A 22,277-nucleotide genomic window follows, 5' to 3' on the forward strand; every position below is an offset into this window, starting at 1 on the left:
AGATAGCATAGGTCATACTCTGCGAGACCTTACAATAAATCAATGTGCTCCTCCTTTTCCCTTAAACAATACCCCCATTAAAAGACCTGCAAATATGGCAATCACCACTGCGGCCACACCGTAAACTAGTGGATATTGAAAAGCAAACTTCGTTACTAAAGCGGGAAAGCCTACCTGTTTTAAGGTAAGTTCCTCTTGGGCACTATCCACTATCTCAGAGTCTCTTATGGCAAACACTTCAACTTTATAAGTCCCCTGTTTCATCTTAGGTGGCACTGGAATCACTGCTTGAAATTCCTTGTAACCATTTTGGGCAGTTGAATACGAAATAGAGCCTGGATATAACCCATAGGTGCCAGACTTTTCCTGAAGTTTTACGAATTCATTAAAAATGAAATCCTTATTTTCACTCTCAGGTTCTATAGTCATCATCCTCTCTAAATATTTATATCCTAAATTTAATGTGGGGTCGTCAATTTTTTTTGCCATTGCTGCAGAAGTAACCACCATAAACACTTCAGGGATATTGCCTAGGGTTACATCGCCAACATTCATCCACAACAGGCCGGCGATCTTTCCTTTTTTCTTTAGATGTAATTCTGTGTAGTGACCGCTGATGCGGACAACTGCCTCTGTATCTGCAGGGATTTCCCCAATGGCAATCACCTTAGTCCCATTGTAAAAGGCCCCAATATCAATGTGTTTAGGACGTAATTCTAAGGTCAGTGTCTGGGCCTTCACTTCTCCTGTTTTCAAACCAAAAACGACATAACTCACTAATATTAAAACAATAATATTAAGCATTCTATTTATATACATATTAGTGTCCTCCTTTCAAAGCAACCATAATATCAGGGGCTACTAACAGGCTATAAAGCATTTTTACGCATACCAATAAGACCAAAGAAGCTAATAGAATCTTGATTTGATCGGCCTTGAGACGTTTATTTATTATTGTGCCTATTTGAGCTCCTATTGTAGAACCCAGTAAGAGCAAAAGGGCCAAAACGAAATCAACAGTGTGATTTGCATATGCCTGCATAATCGTTACATCTACACATGTAAAAAGAATTTGAAATAAACTAGTTCCAACTACTACGTGCATGGGCATTCTGAGTAGATAGACCATTACAGGCACCATTATAAAACCACCACCAACACCCATTATAGCGGCAAGAATTCCCACAAAGGCTCCAAAGACTAGAGGTAACAAAATGGAAATCTCAATACCTGATTTCTCAAAATTTGTTTGAAACGGAAGACTATTTAGCATCTTAGCATATGTAGATTCTTTGCCTTTATCACTCTTAGTATGTTGAGAGGTTCCTTTAAGACCTTTAAGACTATCCATGAACATATAACCACCAACTCCACCGAGCATGAGGACATAAGTGATTTTAATGAGAAAATCAGCATTTCCCATGGCACGAAGAATCTTAATTATTTGGACTCCAACTGTACCGCCGACTATACCACCCACAAGCAAAAGGAGTCCCATTTTGACATCTACGTTCCCAAGACGCCAATGAGCTAGGGTACCCGAGGTGGAAGCACCTACTATCTGATTTGAATCAGAAGCAGCTGCAACAGTAGGAGGGATCCCAAACATGATTAAAAGTGGTGTCATCAAAAAACCCCCTCCTACCCCGAAAATTCCCGACAAAAGACCTACAAACCCCCCCAATCCGAATATCAATAGGATGTCAACGCTATTCCCGGCTATGGGAAGATACATGTGGAACATTTTGGCAAATACCTCCTATAATTTGTTTTTCATGCCCTTTCGGACACGCCTGTTAAAAAAACTGACAACGACATTTACAACTTAATTAAACTAAGAGGTGCAATATGAATGCCAGATACTGCGAGAAAAAAAGAGAAAGAGTGGGCTTTTTTTCTTTTTTAAAACAATAACTTACAAAATGAAGCCAAAAACACCAAGATGAGGAGCACCAATAGGAATTGTTTAAAATTGAGATCTATTTTAGGGCTACATGTTCCATTGTGAAATAGTGCACTTTACCAGAAATAGCAATTAACCTACTGAAATCGCTATTTTTAACAAGACAAACTGAATTCTCAACTTTTTCAAAATGAAACACATGCGAAAACAATCACTCCTTGATTCCAAATTTCTTCATTCTTCTCCAAAGAGTGGTTCTAGGTATATTTAAAATCTTACTAGCAAGCTTTTTATTAAATCCCGTTTTTCTCAACACCCTAATTATATGCAATTTTTCAACCTCTTCTAATGGAAGCAAAAGTCCATCGTCATCTAATAATTCCTCCACCTCCTTTCCCAGTAAATCTCCTGGCAGGTGTTCTCTTTTTATTTGAGATCCTTCAGCCAGCGCTACTGCTCGCTGAATTATATTTTCCAGCTCCCTGACATTTCCTGGAAAATCATATTTAAGCAAGATATTAAGGGCGTCCTGAGAGATATTCCGCACATTCTTTTTAAATCTTCTGGAATATTTATTAATGAAATGGGTGACTAGAAGGGGTATATCCTCCTTTCTATCAGCTAATCGCGGCAATTGAATATTGACGACGTTTAGCCTGTAAAACAAATCTTCTCTGAAAGTTCCTGCCTGAATCGCAGATTTTAAGTCCTTATTGGTTGCAGCGATTATCCGAACATCAAGATCTATGGGTTTGGTGCCACCAACCCTAAGAATCTGTCTTTCTTGGAGAACGTGCAAAAGTTTTACTTGCATTGACATTGGCATCTCGCCAATTTCATCCAAAAACACCGTTCCCCCATTTGCAGTCTCAAAGAGTCCCTTTTTTGTTGAAGTAGCCCCTGTAAAGGCCCCCTTTTCATAACCAAACAATTCACTGCTAATCAGCTCTTCGGTAAAACTAGCGCAATTAAAGTATACAAACGGTTTTCCCCGCCTTGGGCTCAACTTGTGAATGGCCTTTGCAACCATTTGTTTGCCCGTACCTGTTTCAGCTTGTAACAACACATTACAATTAACCAGTGCCACCTTTTTTATAAGGGCAAAGATTTCTTGCATTGCCGGCCCTGCTCCGACAAAGCCTTCAATCAGCGCTCCCCCTGAGTTTGCCAATCTAAGTTTTTTATTTTCTTCCCTTAGACGAACTTGATCTCTAGCCCTCTTTGCTATAAGGCAAATATCGTGTCGTTTCAATGGCTTAGTTAGATAATGAAATGCTCCAATCTTTGTAGCCTCCACTGCGGTATCAATGCTGGCATATCCGGTCACTATAATGGCTTCAGAGTCTGGATTAATGTGTTTTAGCCTTTTTAGTACTTCTAGACCGTCCATATCTGGAAGCTTCAGGTCAATAAAGACTATGGGAAACTGAGTCTCTTTTAATCGATTAAAAAAAGATGCAGCTCCAGGAAATGTCTCAACCTGAAACTTTTCCTTCTCCAGGAAACGTTTAATCATATCTCGAGCAGTTTTTTCATCGTCTATTATTGCCACTCTCATCCTTATTTGCTCCGCTGTTCTCTTTTTTGGGTACGGGTAAAAATATGGAAAAGGTGGTCCCTTCTCCTACCTTACTCTTGACCTCGATATGACCACCATGTTTCTTGATAATCCCATAGACTATGGACAATCCCAGACCGGTTCCTTCACCGACCTTCTTTGTGGTAAAGAACGGATCAAATATCTTATCAAGCATCTCTTCAGGAATGCCTTTCCCTGAATCAGTGACATCTATCCTAATATATCCTTTAGGCTCTTCCCTTGCATCAACGTAGATGATGCCACCAGATTCCTTCATGGATTGGATAGAATTAAGGAATAGATTCAAGAAGACTTGTTGAAGTTTATCCATATCTCCAAGGACTGGAGGTAGATTGTCAGGAATATCCGTTCCAAAATAAATCTGGTTAATTTTAAGTTCATTATCAATTAATTTTTCAGTATTGTCAATAATATCTCGAATCCTTAATTCTTTAATCAGTGACTCTTTTTCTCGTGAAAAGTCTAATAGATTCTTAACTATTTTACTTGCTCTTTCAGCCTGTTGCATAATATCCTTAATTATCTCTCGTGCTTCCTCAGGAGAAAGCTCTTCATATTCTTCATACAAATAGTCAGCTGAAAGAGAAATATTATTTAAAGGATTGTTAAGCTCATGGGCAATTCCCGATGAAAATGTACCAATGGCAGCCAATTTTTTTGCCTGTAGAACCTCTTCATACCTGGTATCCAATTCCTGCGCCATTTTATTAAAAGCTAGAATCAAATCTGAAACCTCGTCTCTAATCCTCGAGTCGTCTTTGATCGGTTCAAATCTATCTTCTAACAGGTCTTTTGTTGCCTTTTCTAATATCTTAAGTCGTTCTATAATTGGTTTGGTTTGAAATTGAATCAAGAATGCCATTATTAATCCAAGTATAGTAGGGATTAACATGAAGCTCCACAGAATATACTTTAATTCTTTATGAATTTTGACCCTAGTCCTATTTAATATTTTATTACAAAACTCTATAATTCTCTTACCATGTTTTCGCACTAAAGTTTGATTTAAGTGCCCATTTTTTTTATAATTAGTAAAAATATGTTCGTATCTATTCAATGAATTAAGAAAATCAATAAATTCTTCCTCATTTGTTAATTGAATTATATCATTTCTTTTAATTTCAATACCTTTTTTTAATCTAGATAAATATTCCATCAACTTATCCAGATTTTTCTCTCCTACTCTTAAAAATATATCTTTTTCATAACGTCTAATTTCTAAAGAATTATGTAAGATCCTATTGAAGAATTCGATCGTCTCTAATCTCTTTTCAAAAGACACTATTTCCCAATAAAATACGCCAAAAATAATGACGAAAAATGACAATATCATTATATTTAAAAAAATTATTTGTTTTTTTATGCTAAATTGAAAAATAGAATTCATTAATGGAGACCTCCGTTCACTCCATCCAAACAAGCAAAATTTATGCCGCAAAAATCAAACCTTAAATTACTATGTCAATAGCCTTTAATATATCAAACACCAACTTAATATATATATATTTATAGAAAATTATTCATACAATTAATTATGCCTTAAATATCAATTCCTACGAAAGAATCAATATTTTCATTCTGTTAGCATACTAAAACGTCTCTTAGTTCTCTTTTTCACTACAGTGATAATATTCAACTAATTTGACAACCATTCAAGCCAAAAATGATTTATTTTTAAAATAGTTAAAAAATCAAAACATAACAGTCTCCAATTTCGTTCCCATCTCGTTACATCTTTTGCTACACAATTGACCCACATGATTTACGCCCCTGATTCATACTCCCTCTATTTGTCATCGTATTAAATTACCAATCAAAACCAATTTAAGTAAGTGCCCAATTTAACAAGCAAAAAAATAAAGACCTTTTAATGTAATCTGATTGTATTTTCGTAAAAAGGTGCTAATTTAGCGCCATCTATGGCTATTCAATATCTTACATCTAAAGTCAGTAAACATCCTTCTATCCTTGTAATTGCCTCTTTTGCATTAATAGACATTATCGGCACGCTTCTTCTCCTATTGCCTTGGATGCACGTAAAAGACATTTCACCCCTTGACGCCATCTTTACTGCTACCTCAGCAGTATGCGTTACTGGTCTCACAGTTGTCAATACTGCTTCAGCCTTCACTCCCCTGGGCCAACTAGTAATCATGCTGCTCATGGAAATAGGTGGCCTTGGAGTAATGACGTTTTCGGTCCTGTTTGCCATAGCATTAAAAAGGGACATAGGATTTTCTTCACGATTTGTTGTTCAGGAAGGCTTTCTACATATGAGGGTCCCAAATATTAATAATGTAGTTAAGATGATCATATTTTATGCCCTGTGGGTGGAGATATTAACTACGTTGGCATTGACCGTATTTTTCTCAAAAAAATTTCCTGTAGAAGAGGCCTTTTTTTATGCCTGCTTTCACTCCGTGTCAGCCTTTTGTAATGCAGGTTTTTCGACATTTCCAACAGGACTAACTCCATTCAAGGAAAATTGGGGAGTCTGTCTCACCATAATGATCGCCATATTGCTTGGAAATTCTGGCTTTTCTGTGTTTTATGAATTAAAAGAAAAAATTTTAAAAAGAGAAAAGAGACCATTTTCTCTCCATTTAAAGCTCACTTTAATAGTTCATCTAGGGCTTATTATTTTCGGTACCGTAGCAATCCTGTTTACCGAAGCAAATGGGATATTAAAAGATTTCTCTCCATTAAACAAACTACTGGTGGCCTCATTTCACAGTGTAAGTGCCAGAACTGCAGGTTTTAATACCATTGCGATATCCGATCTCACAGAAGATAGCCTTTACATTCTAATAATACTCATGTTCATTGGGGCATGTCCTGGCTCGACCGGAGGTGGAATTAAAACCACAACCATTTCGCTCCTTTTCGTAGCTGCAATAAGTAGAATTAGAGGGTTTACCAAGGCTGTGGCATTTGAAAAGACAATCCCAGAAGAGGCAGTCCAAAAGGCCACTGCCCTCTTTATCCTTTCTATAGTTACGCTCTTCATAGCGCATGCTTTAATGATGTTTGCTGGTCCAAACTTACCATTTCGTGCGTCCCATAGCGAATTTTTAGCATATCTCTTTGAGACTGTGTCAGGACTTGGTACTGTCGGACTTTCTGTAGGCATTACAAATAATCTCGGAGATTTTGGTAAGATCATCATGATCTTAATTATGTTTATAGGACGTGTAGGACTCCTTTCCTTTGTTTCAGTCTTAACAATGGCGGGTAAGACCCCAAAATCGTATCACTATCCTTCAGAAAACATTATGATAGGGTAAAAGAGAATATGAAAAAGAGAAAATATGCCATAATAGGGCTGGGTAAATTTGGTTATTTCTTGGCAAAAGAACTCAGCCAAATGAATTCCGAAGTGCTATGCATTGATAAAAATGAGGCCATAGTGGAAGAAGTGAGCAACTTTGTCTCCCATGCAGTAGTAGCAGATGCTAGCAAAAGGGAAGTTATAGAGGACCTTGGCCTTCACGAAATGGAAAAGGTTGTGGTAGCAGTAGGAAGCCTAACTCAAAGTGTCCTCATCACCCTCTACCTAAGAGAAATGCAATGCAAATTCATACTTGCAAAGGCAAATGACGAAGATCATGCTACTGTGTTGAATCTGGTTGGAGCCCACGAAATCATTATTCCAGAAAGAAATTCCGCTCGAAAAGTGGCCCAGATGCTAACCACACCCAACATAGTAGACTTTCTTCCTATGATGCCTGAGTTTTGTGTAGCAGAGGTTAAAGCACCCAGCGCCTTTATAGGGCACACTCTGGGAGAACTACAGCTGAGAAGGAAATACAATATCTACGTCTTAGGTATAAAAAATGATCTTAATGGCAAAATAGAACTCATGCCTCCAGCTGAACACGTAGTCCGAGAGAATGAAATTTTGATCTTCATGGGAAAACGGGTAGATGCAGAAAAGATTTCATAATCCCAGAACTGCCAATATTAGAACCAACACCTGGAGTTTTTTGTGACGATAGCATAAGAGGTATGTGTTTTTCAGTTTTTTAGGGGCTACTCTTTCTTCGTAAGGAACTAGTCCGGCATTTTGATAAAGCAGGCCATGACCTTGAGAGGTCAGACCTCATTAAAGAGTCTCTATGAAGGAGCTTATTGTAGGGACATCGCCCCTTTTATCCCGGATTATGCAGCTCGAAAGCCTTGCCAAAGATGCGAGGCGGAGGGCACGAAAGGAGTACTCTGGTACTTCAAGTGCCCAACAACAAAGAGACCTCGGTAAAATTGCGAGCCCCTTACGGCTTCAAATGCCTGAAAATTTATCACGGATTGAACTTCACTTTTTGGATGAAGGCACAACGGGGAAAGATGCATGCTAACTATGCAATAATTATAAAAAATTACTTTCCTCAGGCATTTGAAGTGCTTAATCTGGGTTTATATGGCCTATCTTTCTCCAGTCTTTCCCAAGGAGTCTTGCACCAAATGCATCAATAGATGCAGGATCAGGACTTGCGGCAATAATATCAGGAGGCGGATTGAGTTCAGGCCCAGATAGGTGACTTTTAGCAAGCCCTCTTCGAGCATCGAGTATGGTGAAATCAGGAGATCTGTACTGATTGAGTTCCAATATAGCAGTGTGGATTTCTCTATGACAATAGGACTTTTTCCAATGTCCCTGTTCCTGGTAAAACTTTGGTGGCAAAACTCCAATCATATTTTTCATGGTAAGGGTGACCTCTGCAAGGGTGTGAGCCTTAAGCACTGGAACGGAGAGCACATAGGCTTCAAAAAGGACCTTTGGAAGCCATATCTCTTTGAATATCCTCTTATTCGGGTCTTTGAGATGAATCAAAGATTCGGTATTGAGGTCTACCAACTCTACTCCCAGGCGGCTTGCAAGGTCAGTATAGCCAAGATTTGAAAATACCTGCCATGTGTCCTTAAAGACAGATGCGCTCCCCTCTCCTATTATGATATGGGCCTTTGGGAAACTCAATTTCAATTGTTTTACTATCTCCTCAACTATGTCGGTTGGAGTCGTAATTGGAGGGGGAGCATCAGTCACAAGATTTGGTTTTATTAAAAAAATATCCTTCTTCCGAGCCTTAGAGACACTTTCAAGATAGTTTATACAGTTTTTAATGGCCTCTTTTAAAAAAATTCCTTTATTAATGCATACCTTTTCCATGGGGCAACCATAATCCCAAATTATGCACTTCAAAAGCCTAAGAAAAAGATTTTTCTGAATATTTCAATAGTTATCTGCAACTTATTTAGTAAGTTCCTTCACCCAAAAGGTGCTACTTAATTACGGCTTCTATATCTCAGGTATTTGAAGCCGCAAGGAGGTCGCAATTTTAACGTGAAAATACCCGTTGGGATAATTCGCCTGGTACATAATGCAATGCAATAACAGGTAGAAGGCAGAAGGGAGAAGGGAGAAGCAAGCCCTGCCTGTACAAAAGCCAGAGGCTGGAGGACAAGCTGTCATAAAAAGTTCAAGGTGCAAAGCTCTTTTCCTTTAACTCAACACTCAAGACTCAAAACTTTTATTCGGGGGTGACGAATTCGTTCGTCATGAAAGTTTGGGATAATGACCTAAGCATAATTGACATCTTCAAGTAGAGAACTTACATATTTACAAAAAAATTTGCTACTGTTGTTCTGAGTGAAATTATGTTTGGTACAGGGGAGCTTAAGGTCTTGGAAAAGGCTACTCAAATTGCAGAAGAGGTGACAACAGATCACTTTTCATTGTCCTCAAGAGACTGGGCGAGGTCCCCTTTTTTCGTTGACACAGTTAGCAGAACAAATAGATCAATTAATTGCCCCCAAAACGTATTTGCACACTTAGTTTATTTTGGAAAAGACCCTGGGAAAAAAAATTTTCCCAGAGAGCGAAATGGTTATTATAAAATTTTTGTTAATGACCCAAAAATAATTGATTGGCTTAAGAATAGACCGGGTTATGGATTGCTTCCACTACTTACTTATGTTATGACTCACGAACTGGTGCACATAGCCCGTTTTCTGAGGTTTCACTGTCATCCTTTGACCAATATCAAGGACAAAGAGGAAGAGGTGGTGCACGAGCTTACTTACAACATACTTAAGCCAGTAAAAATGGATGGGCTCTATCCCATCCTTGAATATTTTAACAACTCTGAAAGGAGGTTTAGCCATGCCAATTTATGAATATGAATGTGAATCTTGTGGAAAGGTAATTGAAAAATGGCAGAAAATTACAGAAAGTCCCCTCACTACCTGTGAATCTTGTGGGGGAAAACTTCACAAACTTATTTCTATGTCTACCTTTCATTTAAAGGGTAGCGGATGGTATGTTACCGACTACGCCAATAAATCTTCTGGCAGTAGCTATAAAAGCACGTCCAAGAGTGACTCCAAGGACTCCAATAATTCCTCATCATCATGTTCATCTTGTTCAGGATCGAAGGCCTAATTCAGGCCAATCTGTGACCAAAGGGGCAAACTAGCAAGAGGGCGTTAAGCCCTCTTTTTGGAGAATGGATTATGCTCATTGTAATGCAAAAAGATGCGTCTCAGGAACAGGTAGATAAGGTTGTCTCGATTATTCGCGCCAATGGCTGGGATGCCAAACCAATACCCGGTGGGGAACGCACAGCAATTGGAGTGCTTAGAAACGACAGACCTGTAGATCCAGGACTATTCTTGGATCTACCTGGAGTAAAAGAAGCCATTCCTGTTTCTAAGCCGTATAAACTCGTTAGCAGAGAGATGCACCCAGACAATACCCAGATCCCCTTTGGGAATGGGGACGTGGTAATCGGAAACGGCCGCCTTCACCTAATCGCAGGCCCATGTGCTATAGAATCTGAATCACAAGCAATCAAGACTGCGATAAAGGTAAAAGAAGCTGGTGCGACCTTCTTTAGAGGTGGTGCATTTAAGCCAAGAACATCTCCTTACTCCTTTCAAGGTCTTGGAGAAGAGGGCCTAAAGATACTAAAAAAAGTAAAAGATGAGACCGGTCTATTCATTGTAACAGAGGCCATAGATGTAGACACAGTGGACCTTGTTGAAGAATACGCAGATGTCATACAGATTGGTACCCGCAACATGCAAAACTATGCACTCCTTAGAAGGGCCGGTAGGGCAAAGAAACCCGTGCTATTGAAGAGGGGAATGTGGGCGACGGTAGATGAATTCTTGATGGCGGCTGAATATATAATGAGTGAAGGCAATGATGCCGTAATTCTCTGTGAAAGAGGTATTAGGACCTTTACAAAACACTCTAGAAACACCCTTGACCTAAATGCCATCCCATTTTTGCAAAGAGAAACCCATTTACCCATATGTGTGGACCCAAGTCATGCTGCTGGCAGAAGATACCAGGTTACTCCACTTGCAAAGGCTGCATCTGTAATGAATATTGATGCCTTACTCATAGAAGTGCACATACAACCTGAAATGGCTCTATCCGATGGCCCTCAGTCTTTAACACCTGAAGAATTTGCAACTCTTTGCAAGGAACTTAGAGATATGCAAATTCCAGTGGGCACTGGCTAAAAAAATTTTATGCCATGTGAGTTCTCCTTAAAGAAGTGGTTGAAGTGCCGTCAATTTCATGGTATGAAAAATCCGGATTGCAATTGGGCGGCGTAGCCAAGTGGCTAAGGCGACGGTCTGCAAAACCGTTATTCCCCGGTTCGAATCCGGGCGCCGCCTCCACAATTATCTACCTCCCGCAAATCTTTTCTCCACAGTAAGGAAAACACCATGAAGATACTAATCATTGGAGCAGGAGCTGTAGGAGGGCATCTTTGTAGCCAGCTCTCAAGCGAAGGGCATGAAGTTACTCTCATAGATAAGGACGCTTCACGACTTAGAAAGATCGAAAACGAACTCAACATTATGACCATTGAGGGAAACGGCGCCTCAGCAGAGGTCCTTGAAGAGGCTGGGGTAAAGAAGGCCGATTTATTTATAGCCGTTACCAATATTGATGAAGTCAACCTCATAGCCTGTATCCTTGCCAAGGAATACGGAGTGGTCAGGAAGGTGGCAAGGGTCAGGAATGAGGAATATCTCTCCACTTCCTCTCCCCTCAATCAATCAAATCTAGGGCTGGATCTCCTCATAAACCCTGATCATGCAATGGCAGAAGAGATTCTTCGTATATGTTCTCATTTAGAGGCCTTTGAGGCAGTAGAGCTTGCTAGGGGAGATGTTACACTCATTGGTTATGAAATAAAGGATAAGAGTCCATTGTGTGGCATAACACTCATGGATCTCAGAGAACTTAAGGGACTCTATGATTTTGTGATACCAGCTATTGTTCGCCATGATGAAACCATAGTGCCAAGGGGCGAAGATGAAATAAAACCAGGTGATAAAATATACTTCATAGTTAAAAAGCAAGACATCCCCAAAATTGAGGAGCTCATTGGAGTAAAAAGCCGTGCCCCAAATAAAGTTTTTGTCATAGGGGGCGGACAGGTAGGCATAAGGGTGGCGAGAAACTTGGAAAAACAAGATGTACAGGTCTATCTCGTAGACGAAGATCCCATCAGATGCGAGTTCCTTGCTGAAAAACTAGACAAAACCATTGTATTAAATGTTGATGGTCTTGATAGCCATGAACTTATTACAGAGGGCATTGATACATGTGACCTTGTAATAGCAGTAACAGATGAGGATACAACAAACATTCTAGCCAGCCTCCTAGCCAAACATCTAGGGGCCAAAAAGTGTATCACGAGAATAAGTAGGCCAGACTTTATTCCACTTTTAGGCAAACTTGGTATTGATGTCCCATTGAGCTCAAGGCTTGTGGCCGCAAACATGATTCTTAGATTCGTTAGACGTGGGACTATCTTAAGTGCTGCTACCCTCCTAGGGAGTAATGCAGAAGTGCTTGAGTTCATAGTATCTAAAATGTGGCCATACTTAGGACTGCCATTAAAGGATATCCCCTTTCCCAAGGGTGCAAACGTCGGGGCAATAGTTAGAGAAGGCCATGCCGAAATCCCAACAGGTGCCTCTGTCATCAGACCAGATGACAAGCTCATTATTTTCACTTTAAAGAATGTTGCCCCAAAGTTAGAAAGGCTTTTTGCAGGATAATCTCTATATCCCATGAAGACTGGAACAATATTGGCGATTCTAGGATGGTTGCTCTTTTTCCTTGGAGTCATTCTCCTTATCCCGCTCATTATCAGTCTGGTTTACGACGATGGATCATGGACTGCTTTTCTGTGGTCTTCCCTAATTGGAATAACTATAGGAGGAGCCTTTGCCTATATCTTTAGAGCCGAGAAAGAAATAAATCACAGGGAAGGCTTTGCCATTGTTGGACTAAGCTGGATACTGGCAGCAGGACTCGGTGCGTTACCATACGTTTTTTCCGGGAAAATTCCTAATTTCATTGACGCCTATTTTGAGGCAATGAGTGGCTTTACCACCACTGGCTCCACAATATTAAAAGAAGTTGAAGTCCTGTCAAAAAGCCTTCTTTTCTGGCGGGCCCTCACCCATTGGCTAGGTGGAATGGGGATAATAATACTTTCCCTTGCCATACTGCCGATATTGGGCGTAGGTGGAATGCAGCTTTTTAAGGCTGAAATGCCCGGCCCAACTAAGGACAAACTCGCCCCAAGAATTCAGGATACAGCGCGTATCCTTTGGGGAGTGTATTTGTTGCTCACTCTATTGGAAATATTCTTTTTAATGCTCTCAGGTATGGATCTTTTCGATGCAACCTGTCATGCCTTTGCCACGCTAGCCACCGGAGGTTTTTCTACAAAGACTGCCAGTGTTGGCGGATATGAGAGTGCAACCATCGACACAATAATAATTATTTTTATGATCCTAGCTGGTATGAATTTCACTCTCCATTACCGAATCCTTCAGGGCAAAATAATAAAATCCATTAAAGGAGAAGAACTTAAGCTCTATCTAGGTGTCGGCTTCGGTGCCACAGTCTTTATTATGTTGTCTAATTGGTGGAATGGGATATATGGAGATATGTTAGAAAATTTGCGCTATTCAGCATTTCAGACCTGGTCCATTCTCACAACTACAGGATTTGGAACAGCAGATTTTGATCAATGGGCCCCTTCCGCGAAAACGATCCTGGTGACGCTGATGTTCCTTGGTGGCATGGCTGGATCAACTGGAGGCGGCATAAAACACGTCCGCGCCCTAATTTTTCTCAAGTTTACCAAGGTTCAGATAAAAAAACTCATCCATCCCATGTCAGTTGAAGCGATAAAACTCGATGGGAAAAAAATCCCCCAAGACGTTGTCCAATCTATACTTGGTTTCCTCTCTCTATATATGGTTGTTGGCATTGTGGCCACAGTCGTGGTAACATTTTCAGGGATTGACCTGGTTACAGGGTGTACATCTGTAATTGCGACTCTAAATAATATCGGACCAGGACTGGCTGGAGTTGGTCCAGCCAAAAATTTTGCAGATCTTCCATATCCTGCTAAAGTAGTACTTACCTTCTGTATGGTTGCAGGAAGGCTTGAACTATATACTATTGCTCTACTATTTGTCCCAGAATACTGGAGAGATGCAAGGCCGCCCAAGACCAGATGGAGTAGATAAAGTGAAAAGATATTTTCCATACATCATATTTATTTTATCAATTTTGTTTATATTTGTGGGAATTTTCACTGGTGAGGCCTCATCCATATACAAGAAGGCTATTGCCATCTGCCTAAGCTGTATTGGTATAGGCTGAAATCCATATTACCAACATATAATAATTACAACATATTAATTAGTTAAACTATCATGACGACGGAATTAGTCATCCGCGTGGATGAAAATAGATATAGGGAGAAGGAAGAAGCTTTTTAAAAGTGTTGAGTTTTGAGTGTTAAGTTTTGAGTTGAAGGAAGAAAACTTTGAACCATTAACTTTTTATAATGTCTTCGCCCATTGGCCTCTGGCTTTGGTACACGCAGGGCTTGCTTCTTCCTTCTACCTTCTGCCTGTTATATTAGGCGCATTACCCAAACAGATATTTTCACTTGAAAGGATAAGGTTCTCTTAAATGATTGAACGTGCAAGAAGAATAACACAGCACGTCTTTGCGGTTTTAATAAACTCCCATTTTTATGTAACAGGAAGCAGTCCTATTTATATGGGAAAGATAAAATATACCTGCTTCCCAGTACTAAACTGTTATTCATGCCCCCTGGCTGTTACAGCATGCCCCATAGGTGCCATTCAAAGCACGCTTTCGACACTACGCCCCCTTCTTCGTGCAGGCCTCATACCTCATATCGGTCTATATGTCCTTGGTTCCATTGGACTTGTAGCCTCGATTGTTGGCAGAATGCCCTGCGGATGGTTTTGCCCTTTTGGATTATTTCAAGAATACCTCTATAAGATTAAGACCAAAAAGTTCAGACTCCCTTGCTGGATGGGTTACATTAAGTATGTGGTCTTATTAGTATTTGTAGTGCTCATGCCCATGTTACTCGTAGACCCTCTCGGATTTGGGGAAACGAGTTTTTGTAAGTATATCTGTCCCGCAGGGACATTGGAGGCTGGACTCCCCCTACTCGCCCTAAAGCCAGGATTAAGACAGCTAGCCGGCCTATTATTTAGTTGGAAGCTTTTAATCCTAATTTCAATAATCATATGGGCTATTTTTGTTTCTAGACCATTTTGTAGGACAATTTGCCCCCTTGGAGCAATTCTAGGTCTTTTTAATAAAGTAAGTCTGATTAAACTAAAATATGATCCTGATACATGTGTTGAATGTGGAGCATGTAAGACTATCTGTCCTACTGGTGTGTCCTTTTTCGATGGTACCCATTCACCTAATTCTCCATCTTGTATTCGCTGTTTCAGGTGCTATTCTATCTGCCCGGTGTGTGCTATTAGCATTACAACAGAAAACGGCAGGAAGGTAATTCAGCAATGTACACCAAAGAAAAGTGCATCTTAGCCACCAAAAACCAGGGGAAAATAAGGGAATTTCATGAACTTTTTAAGGATCTTGGCATAGAATCTCTGTCTTTATTAGATGTCGAGAATCCGCCGTCTGTGGTAGAAGATGGAAGTACATTTTTTGAGAACGCCTTTAAAAAGGCAAAAACCATTTCAGAACATTTTGGAATCATTGCCATATCAGACGATTCAGGCCTGGAAGTGGATGCCCTAAATGGAAGGCCAGGAATATATTCAGCCCGTTACGCCGGTGAAAATGCCACTGATGAAGAGAACAATAAAAAACTTCTGAATGAATTAAAAGGTGTAGCTCTAGAGGATAGGACCGCGCGATTTAGATGTGTAATGGTGGCCTATAGGCCTGACGGAAAATGGGTTAAGGCTGAAGGTACGCTTGAAGGACTCATATCTATTGAACCTAGAGGGGACCAGGGTTTCGGGTATGACCCAGTATTTTTATTGCCTGAACTTGGTAAAACTCTGGCTGAAATAGCAATTGAAGAAAAAAACAAGATCAGTCACAGGGCCAAGGCACTACTTGCGCTCCATGAAAAGCTTCCAGAACTGTTATGATAAAGGAAAAATCAGGCATCTATAAAGGAAGGATCCCTAAATACACCAAAGAGACCTTTGACCACTACTAGCAATCTGCTGACAACATATGGCTTAATAGTAGAAACTTTTAACGCTTGTACATAAAAAACCGCATGAAATAATAGAAAATTCTATGATAGAAGAGGAGAATAAAAAATGACACAAGATGAATACAAACACTTAGAACCTTCAAAGTGTACCCTTTATAGTGGTGGACTCAAGGGAGCAGAAGCAGAATTTGGTAAGAATGCTGAGGCATGGGGGGTAAATGAAGTAAACTTCTCGTACAAAGGTCACCAGATGGAACGAGTTAAGGACGTACGAGTCCTATCGGAAGAAGAATTGAAGCAGGGTGACATTAGTATGACGATAGTTTCCAAACGCCTCGGCAGAAATTTTTCAGAAGCAGAACGCATCCGCAGAGTAATTCAATGTATATTTCACATGGTAAATAACGGTCATCAAATCTTTGCCATAGGCTGGATAAATGAAGATGGCACTGTAAAAGGTGGCACTGGTTGGGCAGTAGAACTTGGCAAATTCTTCAACAGGCCTGTCCACGTCTTTGATCAGGACAGAGAAAAGTGGTTTACCTGGAAAGGTGGTGTATGGGTCGAAGACACTCCTAGAATCCAGTATGAAACATTTGTTGGAACAGGTACGAGAAATCTTACCGATGCAGGGTATAAAGCCATTAAGGAACTTTTTGAAAGAAGCTTTGGTTAATTTCTCTAAACATGATTATAGGACACGGGGGCGACATATATTCAGCAGCACGCAAGCTTGGATGTGTTCCATCTGAGATCATTGATTTTAGTAGCAATGTTGCCCCTCTACCACTAAAACAAGATTTCTTACTATTCCTTGAGGAAAACATAGATACGATAAGGGTTCTTCCTGAGCCCGACAGCCTTGGTTTGAGACTGAAACTTGGGGCCAGATACGGTTTAAGCTCAGAATCATTTCTTGTAGGAAACGGGACCACTGAATGGATCTTCGACATCCCTTTGGTCTTTGACTACCCAAGGGTAGTCATACCTATACCCACATACTCTGACTATGAAGATGCATCTAAATTAGCAGAAAAAGAAGTCAGATTTATTGGTCCATTCGTTGACGACCCTGAAAATGCTGTCCAAAAGATATTAGAGACCCTAGAAAACATAGTACGCCCAGGGGATATCGTCTTCATCTGTAACCCAAATAATCCTACAGGTCACTTTTTTCAACCAAAAGATCTCATTGAGCTAATCAGAAACAAACAACAGAGTCTGTGGATCATAGATGAATCCTATGTGCCCTTTGTGGATGAAGATGAAAAGGCATCTGTCCTCTACCACAACCTTCCTGAAAACTGCCTTGTTCTACGGTCGTTTTCAAAAATTTATGGGATACCTGGACTCAGGCTTGGTTTCATCGTTGGGCAGAAAAACACTATCCAATTTATTAAAAGGAGGCAAAGACCCTGGTCTGTGGGGAGGATGGCTCAGATCGCCGGAGAGTACCTGATTCAGAAACTTGATTGGGAGGTTGAAACAAGAGACTATTTGAAAAAAGAAAAGAATGTACTAGTTAATGCCCTAGACGAAATCCCATTTTTACATCCAATATCCAGCCACACACATTTCTTTTTAGTCGAGGTCAATTATCCCATGACTTGTGAAGACCTTTATGAGAAACTCCTAGCCCATAAGATCTTGATTCGAATGTGTAAAAATTTTAGGGGGCTAGAAAATAGAGAGTTTGTGAGAATTAGTCCCAGATCCCACGAAGAAAATCAAACCCTCTTAGATGCCATTAAAAAAATATAGGAACAAAATGACACTCATTTTAAAAAAGCTATAATTAACTTAATGTTAGCGAACGGATGGATAATTTGGGATAATTATTATCCCAGATTATGCACTTCAAATGCCTGAAGAAAGTAATTTCTATGAATTATTGCGTAGTGAGCATGCATCTTTTCCCGTTGTGCCTTCACTCAAAAGGTGAAGTTCAATCCGAGATAAATCCTCAGGCATTTGAAGCCGCAAGGGGTCCGCAATTTTACCGAGGTCTCTTTGTTGTCGGGCACTTGAAGTACCAAAGTACTCCTTGCGTGCCCTCCGCCTCGCATCTTCGGCAAGGCTTTCGAGTTGCATAATCCGGGATTATACATTGAATCTAAAATGCATTATGTCCCCATCACTTACCACGTAATCCCTGCCCTCAAGACGAACCTTGCCAGCAGTCTTGCAGGCTGTATATGAACCAAGTTCAATCAAGTCGTCATAGGCAACAACTTCGGCTCGAATGAAGCCGCGTTCTATATCGGAATGTATCACTCCTGCTGCCTTAAGGGCTGTTGTTCCCTTTTTGATGGTCCATGCACGCACCTCATCCTTGCCCACTGTGAAAAAACTAATTAGCCCCAAGAGGTTATAGGATTCCCGAATGAGCATATGCATGGCAGGCTCATCAATACCCATCTCTTCTCGGAAGGCCTCCTGCTCTTCTTCTGAAAGCTCTAGAATCTCCATTTCCACTGCCCCTTTAATATTCACAACTGGAACATCCTTTGGGGGATTAAAATCGAAATTTTTTCCATCATCTCCTTGGTTTAAACAGACAATCATGGGTTTACTCGACAAAAAGGAATAGCCGCGAAGCTTTGGTGAGGTACTGATCTCAGGGTCTTGCCTTAGAGGGATTCCAGACTCCAATAATTCTTTTGCCTTTTTCAAGAGTTCAAACTCTTGGGGATCATATTTTCTCCCCTTCTTCGCCTCCTGTCTCATACGTTCAAGACGCTTTTCAACTATGATAAAATCAGCGAAAATGATCTCCTCTTCCAGAGAATCAAAGTCCTCTTGAGGATTGGGAGGAGTACCTGCCCACTCAAAACAGCGGACTACGTGTAAAAGGGCATCAACTGGACGTAGATGCCTCAAAAGTTCATCAAGCCCCTTGCTTTCACCTTCCTTTGCCTTTAGCGCCCCTGCCACGTCAACATATTGTACCTGTGCATGCGTGGTCTTTTGGGGTTGATACATTTCACTAAGAATATCAAGGCGTTTATCTGGAACTGGTACCAATCTAATGTTGGCATCCTGCCCCTTACCAGGTATTGAGCCTCCTCCTGAAAGATTCGCTGCCACTCCTGTAAGGCAGTTGAAAACCACAGTCTTACCTGAAGCGGGAAGTCCAATAATACCAATCTTCATATCTATATCACCTCAACTAACCATATATTTTTATTAACCATCCGTTCGCTTTGCTCAATGGACGCAAATAATATAATCTTCTGGTGAACAAACCAGAGAACAAAAAGCAAGCGCAAACTTGACTCAAAATTTAATATACCAGGATAAATACAGGCATCCAAATATTCTCTGGCACAAAAGAACGCCAGGAAATAGTATTTAAATACCTGTCTGTGTGCAGATCTAGCCGATTTAAAATAAAAATTCCCGTACTATCTAGGCATCTTTACCGCATGGGCTACTGTCTCCTGATACCTTTTCCACTGCGTGTTTTAATACAGGGAGTATGGCCAGAAGGGATTCCCGAACTGCTCTTACACTCCCTGGAAGATTTACAATAAGAGTTTTTCCCCTAATCCCAGAAACAGCTCGAGATAGTGCTGCATATGGAGTAGATTTTAGGCCCTCAAGTCTCATTAGTTCCGGTATCCCAGGCACTTCACGTTCTATAACCCGTTTTGTAGCCTCTGGGGTAACATCTCGTGGATAAAGGCCAGTGCCGCCTGTTGTCAGTATTAAATCAAGAGACAGTTCATCTGAAAATCTCACCAGAGCATTGACAATCATGTCCTCATCATCAGGAATCACTTCCTTAGCCTCAACAGAGTAGCCCCCCTCCTCTGTCAAGATCTTATATATTTCAGGGCCACTTTTATCTACCCTTTCGCCTCGAAAGGCAGAATCACTCAAGGTGATGATCCCAACCCTTATCAAGCGGTCTGATGGTAGCATTAGTCCTCAGTCTCTTCTTTTGCCTGCTGAATTACCTTTTCAGCAATATTTGGGGGCACTTCGTCATAGTGTGAAAACTCCATCTGGAAGGTACCGCGTCCCTGGGTCATTGAGTTTAAATCCAACACATAACGCTGCACTTCTGCCAAAGGCACCAGGGCCTGAACTACTTGCATCCCAGCACCTGCGGGCTCCATTCCCATGACCTTGCCGCGCCTCGAATTTAGATCTCCAATTACATCGCCTACATTTTCATCCGGCACATAAATAGTAAGTTTATAAATTGGCTCGAGCAAAACGGGCTTTGCCTCAAGAACACCCTTTTTAAAACACTGTATGGCTGCAATCTTAAAGGCCATTTCAGAAGAATCTACTTCATGGCTCTTTCCATCATAAAATCTCACCTTGACGTCCACTACTGGGAAACCGGCCAGTGGGCCAGACTGCATGGCCTCTTGTATCCCCTTTTCAACTGCTGGGACAAAATTTCTGGGGACATTCATTCCAACTAGAGCCTCTTCGAACTCAAAGCCCTCTCCACGTTTCAATGGAGAAATGTCAAAGTGGACCTCAGCAAATTGACCTGCTCCACCGGTCTGTTTCTTGTGCCTGTAAATTACCCCCTTCTTTACTGCCTTGATTGTCTCCCTATAGGGTATCTTGGGAAGTGTGAGATCCACATTGACCCCAAATTTTTCCTTCATCTTTGAAATTGTGGCATCTATATGAATTTGTCCATTTCCAGAGATCAAAAGTTCGTTGGTCTGCTGATCTCTCATGACCACTAACGTTGGGTCTTCTTCCTTTAATCGAGATAGCGCCTGGTTGATCTTTTCTTCATCTCCTCTACTCTTAGGTTTCAGAGCATAAGTAAGAACAGGAGTAGGCAGTTCCACAAAGTCATACTGTATAGGTTCCTGTGGAGAACAAAGAGTGTCTCCTGTTGCAACCTCTTTCAACTTCTGAATTGCCACGATCATGCCAGGACCTGCTTCATCTACGGACTTCTGTTCCTTACCTTCAAGCACAAAGATCTGGCTATAACGTTCCTGGGAATCTTTATTGGGATTGTATACTGCTCCATCAGGGGTGAGAGTCCCTGAAAAAATCCTCAATATAGAGAGCCTGCCAGCATATGGATCTATCATGGTCTTGAAGACTAGGCCAGAAAATGGGGCATCAGGTGATGGCTCTCTAGTTTCTTCCTCTTTTGTCTTTGGATTTTTCCCTATGACTTCTCCTCTATCCACGGGAGAAGGCAGCAGTCCTACTATAAGATCCAATAAGGTGGAAACACCAATTGTTTCAAGGGCAGAGCCAGGTATCGCTGGCACGAATCTAACTCCCTGTACACCGCTCTTTAGCCCCCTTAGTACCTCTTCCTGGGTGAGTTCTCCTCCTTCAAGAAACTTTTCAAGCAGCTCGTCTTCAGACTCTGCAGCAAATTCAATGAGATTGTTCCTGAGGGCCTCTGCTTCCTCTGCTAAATCTTCCGGGATATCACCACCAACGCCCTTCATTTTTACGAGGTCTACTAGTCCCTTAAAAGACGCCTCTTTTCCAATTGGTATTGCCAATGGAACGACCCTTACACCAAGGGCCTCACCAATTGCATCAATGGCCTTTTTATAATCCGCCCTCTCTTTATCCATCTTATTCACGAATAAAAGGACGGGTATTCCTGCCTCTTTAATCATAGACCAAACCTTGAGAGTCTGGGGTTTTACTGGATCAACGGCATCAACTACAAAAATAACACTATCTGCAACCCTTAGGGCGATCTTTGCCTCTGCTATGAAATTATCTTCTCCTGGAGTGTCCATAAGGAAAACCGAATTCTTTTGCCACTTGAGATTATGAAAGGCAGTGGATATAGTAATGCCGCGTTTTTGTTCTTCTGGTTCAAAATCAAGACAAGAAGTCTTGTCATCCACTTTCCCCAGCCTCTTGGTTGCTTTGGCAGTAAAGAGCATGGCCTCTGCTAACGAGGTCTTGCCGCTGCCGTTTTGTGATACAATGGCGATGTTTCTTACCTTGGTGCAGTCCATGGCGCATATCTCCCTTCCCTAAGACTTGGTTGCTCAAGATTCAACATATTAGGGCCTTTTAAAAGCGTCAAGTGGATTATCATCTCTATTTTGTTGCCATTTTGGGTCTCTTTATATCGAATTATTGAATCATCTGATAATCTCATTCATTCTTAATGCCTCAACATTATGGGCAGGACTTGGGAATAATGTCACTATAGCCATTGTATGTTGGAAAACTTTCATTAATCTCA

Annotated in this window: 22 protein-coding genes and 1 tRNA gene; 14 read left to right on the forward strand and 9 right to left on the reverse strand. The window is 40.9% G+C overall.

The window, feature by feature from the left end:
* Nucleotides 1–39: 39 nt before the first annotated feature.
* The 4 genes from DBT_RS02850 to DBT_RS02865 all read right to left on the reverse strand — a co-directional run bounded on the left by DBT_RS02850 (nucleotide 40) and on the right by DBT_RS02865 (nucleotide 4,890).
* Nucleotides 40–819: a TIGR02186 family protein gene (locus DBT_RS02850; RefSeq protein ID WP_083186579.1), complete on the reverse strand. Its 780-nt coding sequence runs from the start codon at nucleotides 817–819 to the stop codon at nucleotides 40–42.
* Nucleotide 820: 1 nt separating this feature from the next.
* Complete coding sequence (locus DBT_RS02855; protein ID WP_067616241.1) at nucleotides 821–1,744, reverse strand: sulfite exporter TauE/SafE family protein; 924 nt, start codon at nucleotides 1,742–1,744, stop codon at nucleotides 821–823.
* Between the two features lie 370 nt (nucleotides 1,745–2,114).
* A complete protein-coding gene (locus DBT_RS02860) occupies nucleotides 2,115–3,419 on the reverse strand; it encodes a sigma-54-dependent transcriptional regulator (RefSeq protein ID WP_244155295.1) in 1,305 nt (434 codons plus the stop codon).
* Nucleotides 3,420–3,435: 16 nt separating this feature from the next.
* The gene (locus DBT_RS02865) at nucleotides 3,436–4,890 is read right to left on the reverse strand and encodes a sensor histidine kinase (RefSeq protein ID WP_067616245.1); all 1,455 of its coding nucleotides are present in this window, start codon (nucleotides 4,888–4,890) and stop codon (nucleotides 3,436–3,438) included.
* 532 nt (nucleotides 4,891–5,422) lie between these two features.
* On the opposite strand from DBT_RS02865, the gene DBT_RS02870 reads away from it, so the two are divergent.
* The 3 genes from DBT_RS02870 (at nucleotide 5,423) to DBT_RS02880 (ending at nucleotide 7,855) form a co-directional block, all read left to right on the forward strand.
* Entirely contained in the window at nucleotides 5,423–6,787 is a 1,365-nt protein-coding gene (locus tag DBT_RS02870; RefSeq protein WP_067616247.1) for a TrkH family potassium uptake protein, read from the forward strand.
* A gap of 8 nt (nucleotides 6,788–6,795) precedes the next feature.
* Entirely contained in the window at nucleotides 6,796–7,446 is a 651-nt protein-coding gene (locus tag DBT_RS02875; protein ID WP_067616249.1) for a potassium channel family protein, read from the forward strand.
* Nucleotides 7,447–7,618: 172 nt separating this feature from the next.
* On the forward strand, nucleotides 7,619–7,855 hold the full coding sequence (locus DBT_RS02880) for a hypothetical protein (RefSeq protein ID WP_067616251.1): 237 nt from the start codon (nucleotides 7,619–7,621) through the stop codon (nucleotides 7,853–7,855).
* 47 nt (nucleotides 7,856–7,902) lie between these two features.
* Here DBT_RS02880 and DBT_RS02885 read toward each other — a convergent pair whose 3' ends face one another.
* Entirely contained in the window at nucleotides 7,903–8,700 is a 798-nt protein-coding gene (locus tag DBT_RS02885) for a DUF362 domain-containing protein (protein ID WP_161939893.1), read from the reverse strand.
* Between the two features lie 455 nt (nucleotides 8,701–9,155).
* On the opposite strand from DBT_RS02885, the gene DBT_RS02890 reads away from it, so the two are divergent.
* From DBT_RS02890 to DBT_RS02940, 11 genes are all read left to right on the forward strand, one after another.
* The gene (locus DBT_RS02890) at nucleotides 9,156–9,674 is read left to right on the forward strand and encodes a hypothetical protein (RefSeq protein WP_067616255.1); all 519 of its coding nucleotides are present in this window, start codon (nucleotides 9,156–9,158) and stop codon (nucleotides 9,672–9,674) included.
* A complete protein-coding gene (locus tag DBT_RS02895; RefSeq protein WP_067616257.1) occupies nucleotides 9,661–9,939 on the forward strand; it encodes an FmdB family zinc ribbon protein in 279 nt (92 codons plus the stop codon). Before DBT_RS02890 ends, DBT_RS02895 begins: the two co-directional genes overlap by 14 nt.
* 71 nt (nucleotides 9,940–10,010) lie before the next feature.
* Complete coding sequence (gene aroF, locus DBT_RS02900) at nucleotides 10,011–11,027, forward strand: 3-deoxy-7-phosphoheptulonate synthase (protein ID WP_067616259.1); 1,017 nt, start codon at nucleotides 10,011–10,013, stop codon at nucleotides 11,025–11,027.
* Between the two features lie 86 nt (nucleotides 11,028–11,113).
* Nucleotides 11,114–11,189 (forward strand) — tRNA-Cys (locus DBT_RS02905).
* A gap of 48 nt (nucleotides 11,190–11,237) precedes the next feature.
* Nucleotides 11,238–12,584 (forward strand): Trk system potassium transporter TrkA, encoded by a 1,347-nt coding sequence (gene trkA, locus DBT_RS02910; protein WP_067616261.1) that lies wholly within the window; start codon nucleotides 11,238–11,240, stop codon nucleotides 12,582–12,584.
* A 12-nt stretch (nucleotides 12,585–12,596) separates the two neighbouring features.
* Nucleotides 12,597–14,072 carry a TrkH family potassium uptake protein gene (locus tag DBT_RS02915; RefSeq protein WP_067616263.1) on the forward strand — a complete coding sequence of 492 codons (1,476 nt, stop codon included), beginning with the start codon at nucleotides 12,597–12,599 and terminating at the stop codon, nucleotides 14,070–14,072.
* Nucleotides 14,038–14,208, forward strand: coding sequence for a CD1871A family CXXC motif-containing protein (locus DBT_RS12840; RefSeq protein WP_425248295.1), 171 nt, complete (start codon nucleotides 14,038–14,040; stop codon nucleotides 14,206–14,208). The genes DBT_RS02915 and DBT_RS12840 overlap by 35 nt, the downstream gene beginning before the upstream one ends.
* Nucleotides 14,209–14,523: 315 nt before the next feature.
* The gene (locus tag DBT_RS02925; RefSeq protein ID WP_083186580.1) at nucleotides 14,524–15,426 is read left to right on the forward strand and encodes a 4Fe-4S binding protein; all 903 of its coding nucleotides are present in this window, start codon (nucleotides 14,524–14,526) and stop codon (nucleotides 15,424–15,426) included.
* Nucleotides 15,399–16,001 (forward strand): XTP/dITP diphosphatase, encoded by a 603-nt coding sequence (locus tag DBT_RS02930; RefSeq protein ID WP_067616267.1) that lies wholly within the window; start codon nucleotides 15,399–15,401, stop codon nucleotides 15,999–16,001. The genes DBT_RS02925 and DBT_RS02930 overlap by 28 nt, the downstream gene beginning before the upstream one ends.
* 177 nt (nucleotides 16,002–16,178) lie before the next feature.
* Nucleotides 16,179–16,748: a hypothetical protein gene (locus DBT_RS02935; RefSeq protein ID WP_067616269.1), complete on the forward strand. Its 570-nt coding sequence runs from the start codon at nucleotides 16,179–16,181 to the stop codon at nucleotides 16,746–16,748.
* Between the two features lie 11 nt (nucleotides 16,749–16,759).
* The gene (locus tag DBT_RS02940; RefSeq protein WP_067616271.1) at nucleotides 16,760–17,833 is read left to right on the forward strand and encodes a pyridoxal phosphate-dependent aminotransferase; all 1,074 of its coding nucleotides are present in this window, start codon (nucleotides 16,760–16,762) and stop codon (nucleotides 17,831–17,833) included.
* Between the two features lie 339 nt (nucleotides 17,834–18,172).
* Here DBT_RS02940 and DBT_RS02945 read toward each other — a convergent pair whose 3' ends face one another.
* From DBT_RS02945 to DBT_RS12050, 4 genes are all read right to left on the reverse strand, one after another.
* Nucleotides 18,173–19,225, reverse strand: a complete 1,053-nt coding sequence (locus tag DBT_RS02945) for a redox-regulated ATPase YchF (protein WP_083186581.1) — start codon at nucleotides 19,223–19,225, stop codon at nucleotides 18,173–18,175.
* 255 nt (nucleotides 19,226–19,480) lie between these two features.
* Nucleotides 19,481–19,996: a MogA/MoaB family molybdenum cofactor biosynthesis protein gene (locus tag DBT_RS02950; RefSeq protein WP_244155296.1), complete on the reverse strand. Its 516-nt coding sequence runs from the start codon at nucleotides 19,994–19,996 to the stop codon at nucleotides 19,481–19,483.
* A complete protein-coding gene (fusA, locus tag DBT_RS02955) occupies nucleotides 19,996–22,044 on the reverse strand; it encodes an elongation factor G (protein ID WP_067616275.1) in 2,049 nt (682 codons plus the stop codon). Before fusA ends, DBT_RS02950 begins: the two co-directional genes overlap by 1 nt.
* Nucleotides 22,026–22,190 (reverse strand): hypothetical protein, encoded by a 165-nt coding sequence (locus DBT_RS12050; protein WP_153304044.1) that lies wholly within the window; start codon nucleotides 22,188–22,190, stop codon nucleotides 22,026–22,028. The genes fusA and DBT_RS12050 overlap by 19 nt, the downstream gene beginning before the upstream one ends.
* Nucleotides 22,191–22,277 lie beyond the last annotated feature (87 nt).

Origin of the sequence: Dissulfuribacter thermophilus, assembly GCF_001687335.1 — a bacterium.
Taxonomy (GTDB): domain Bacteria; phylum Desulfobacterota; class Dissulfuribacteria; order Dissulfuribacterales; family Dissulfuribacteraceae; genus Dissulfuribacter; species Dissulfuribacter thermophilus.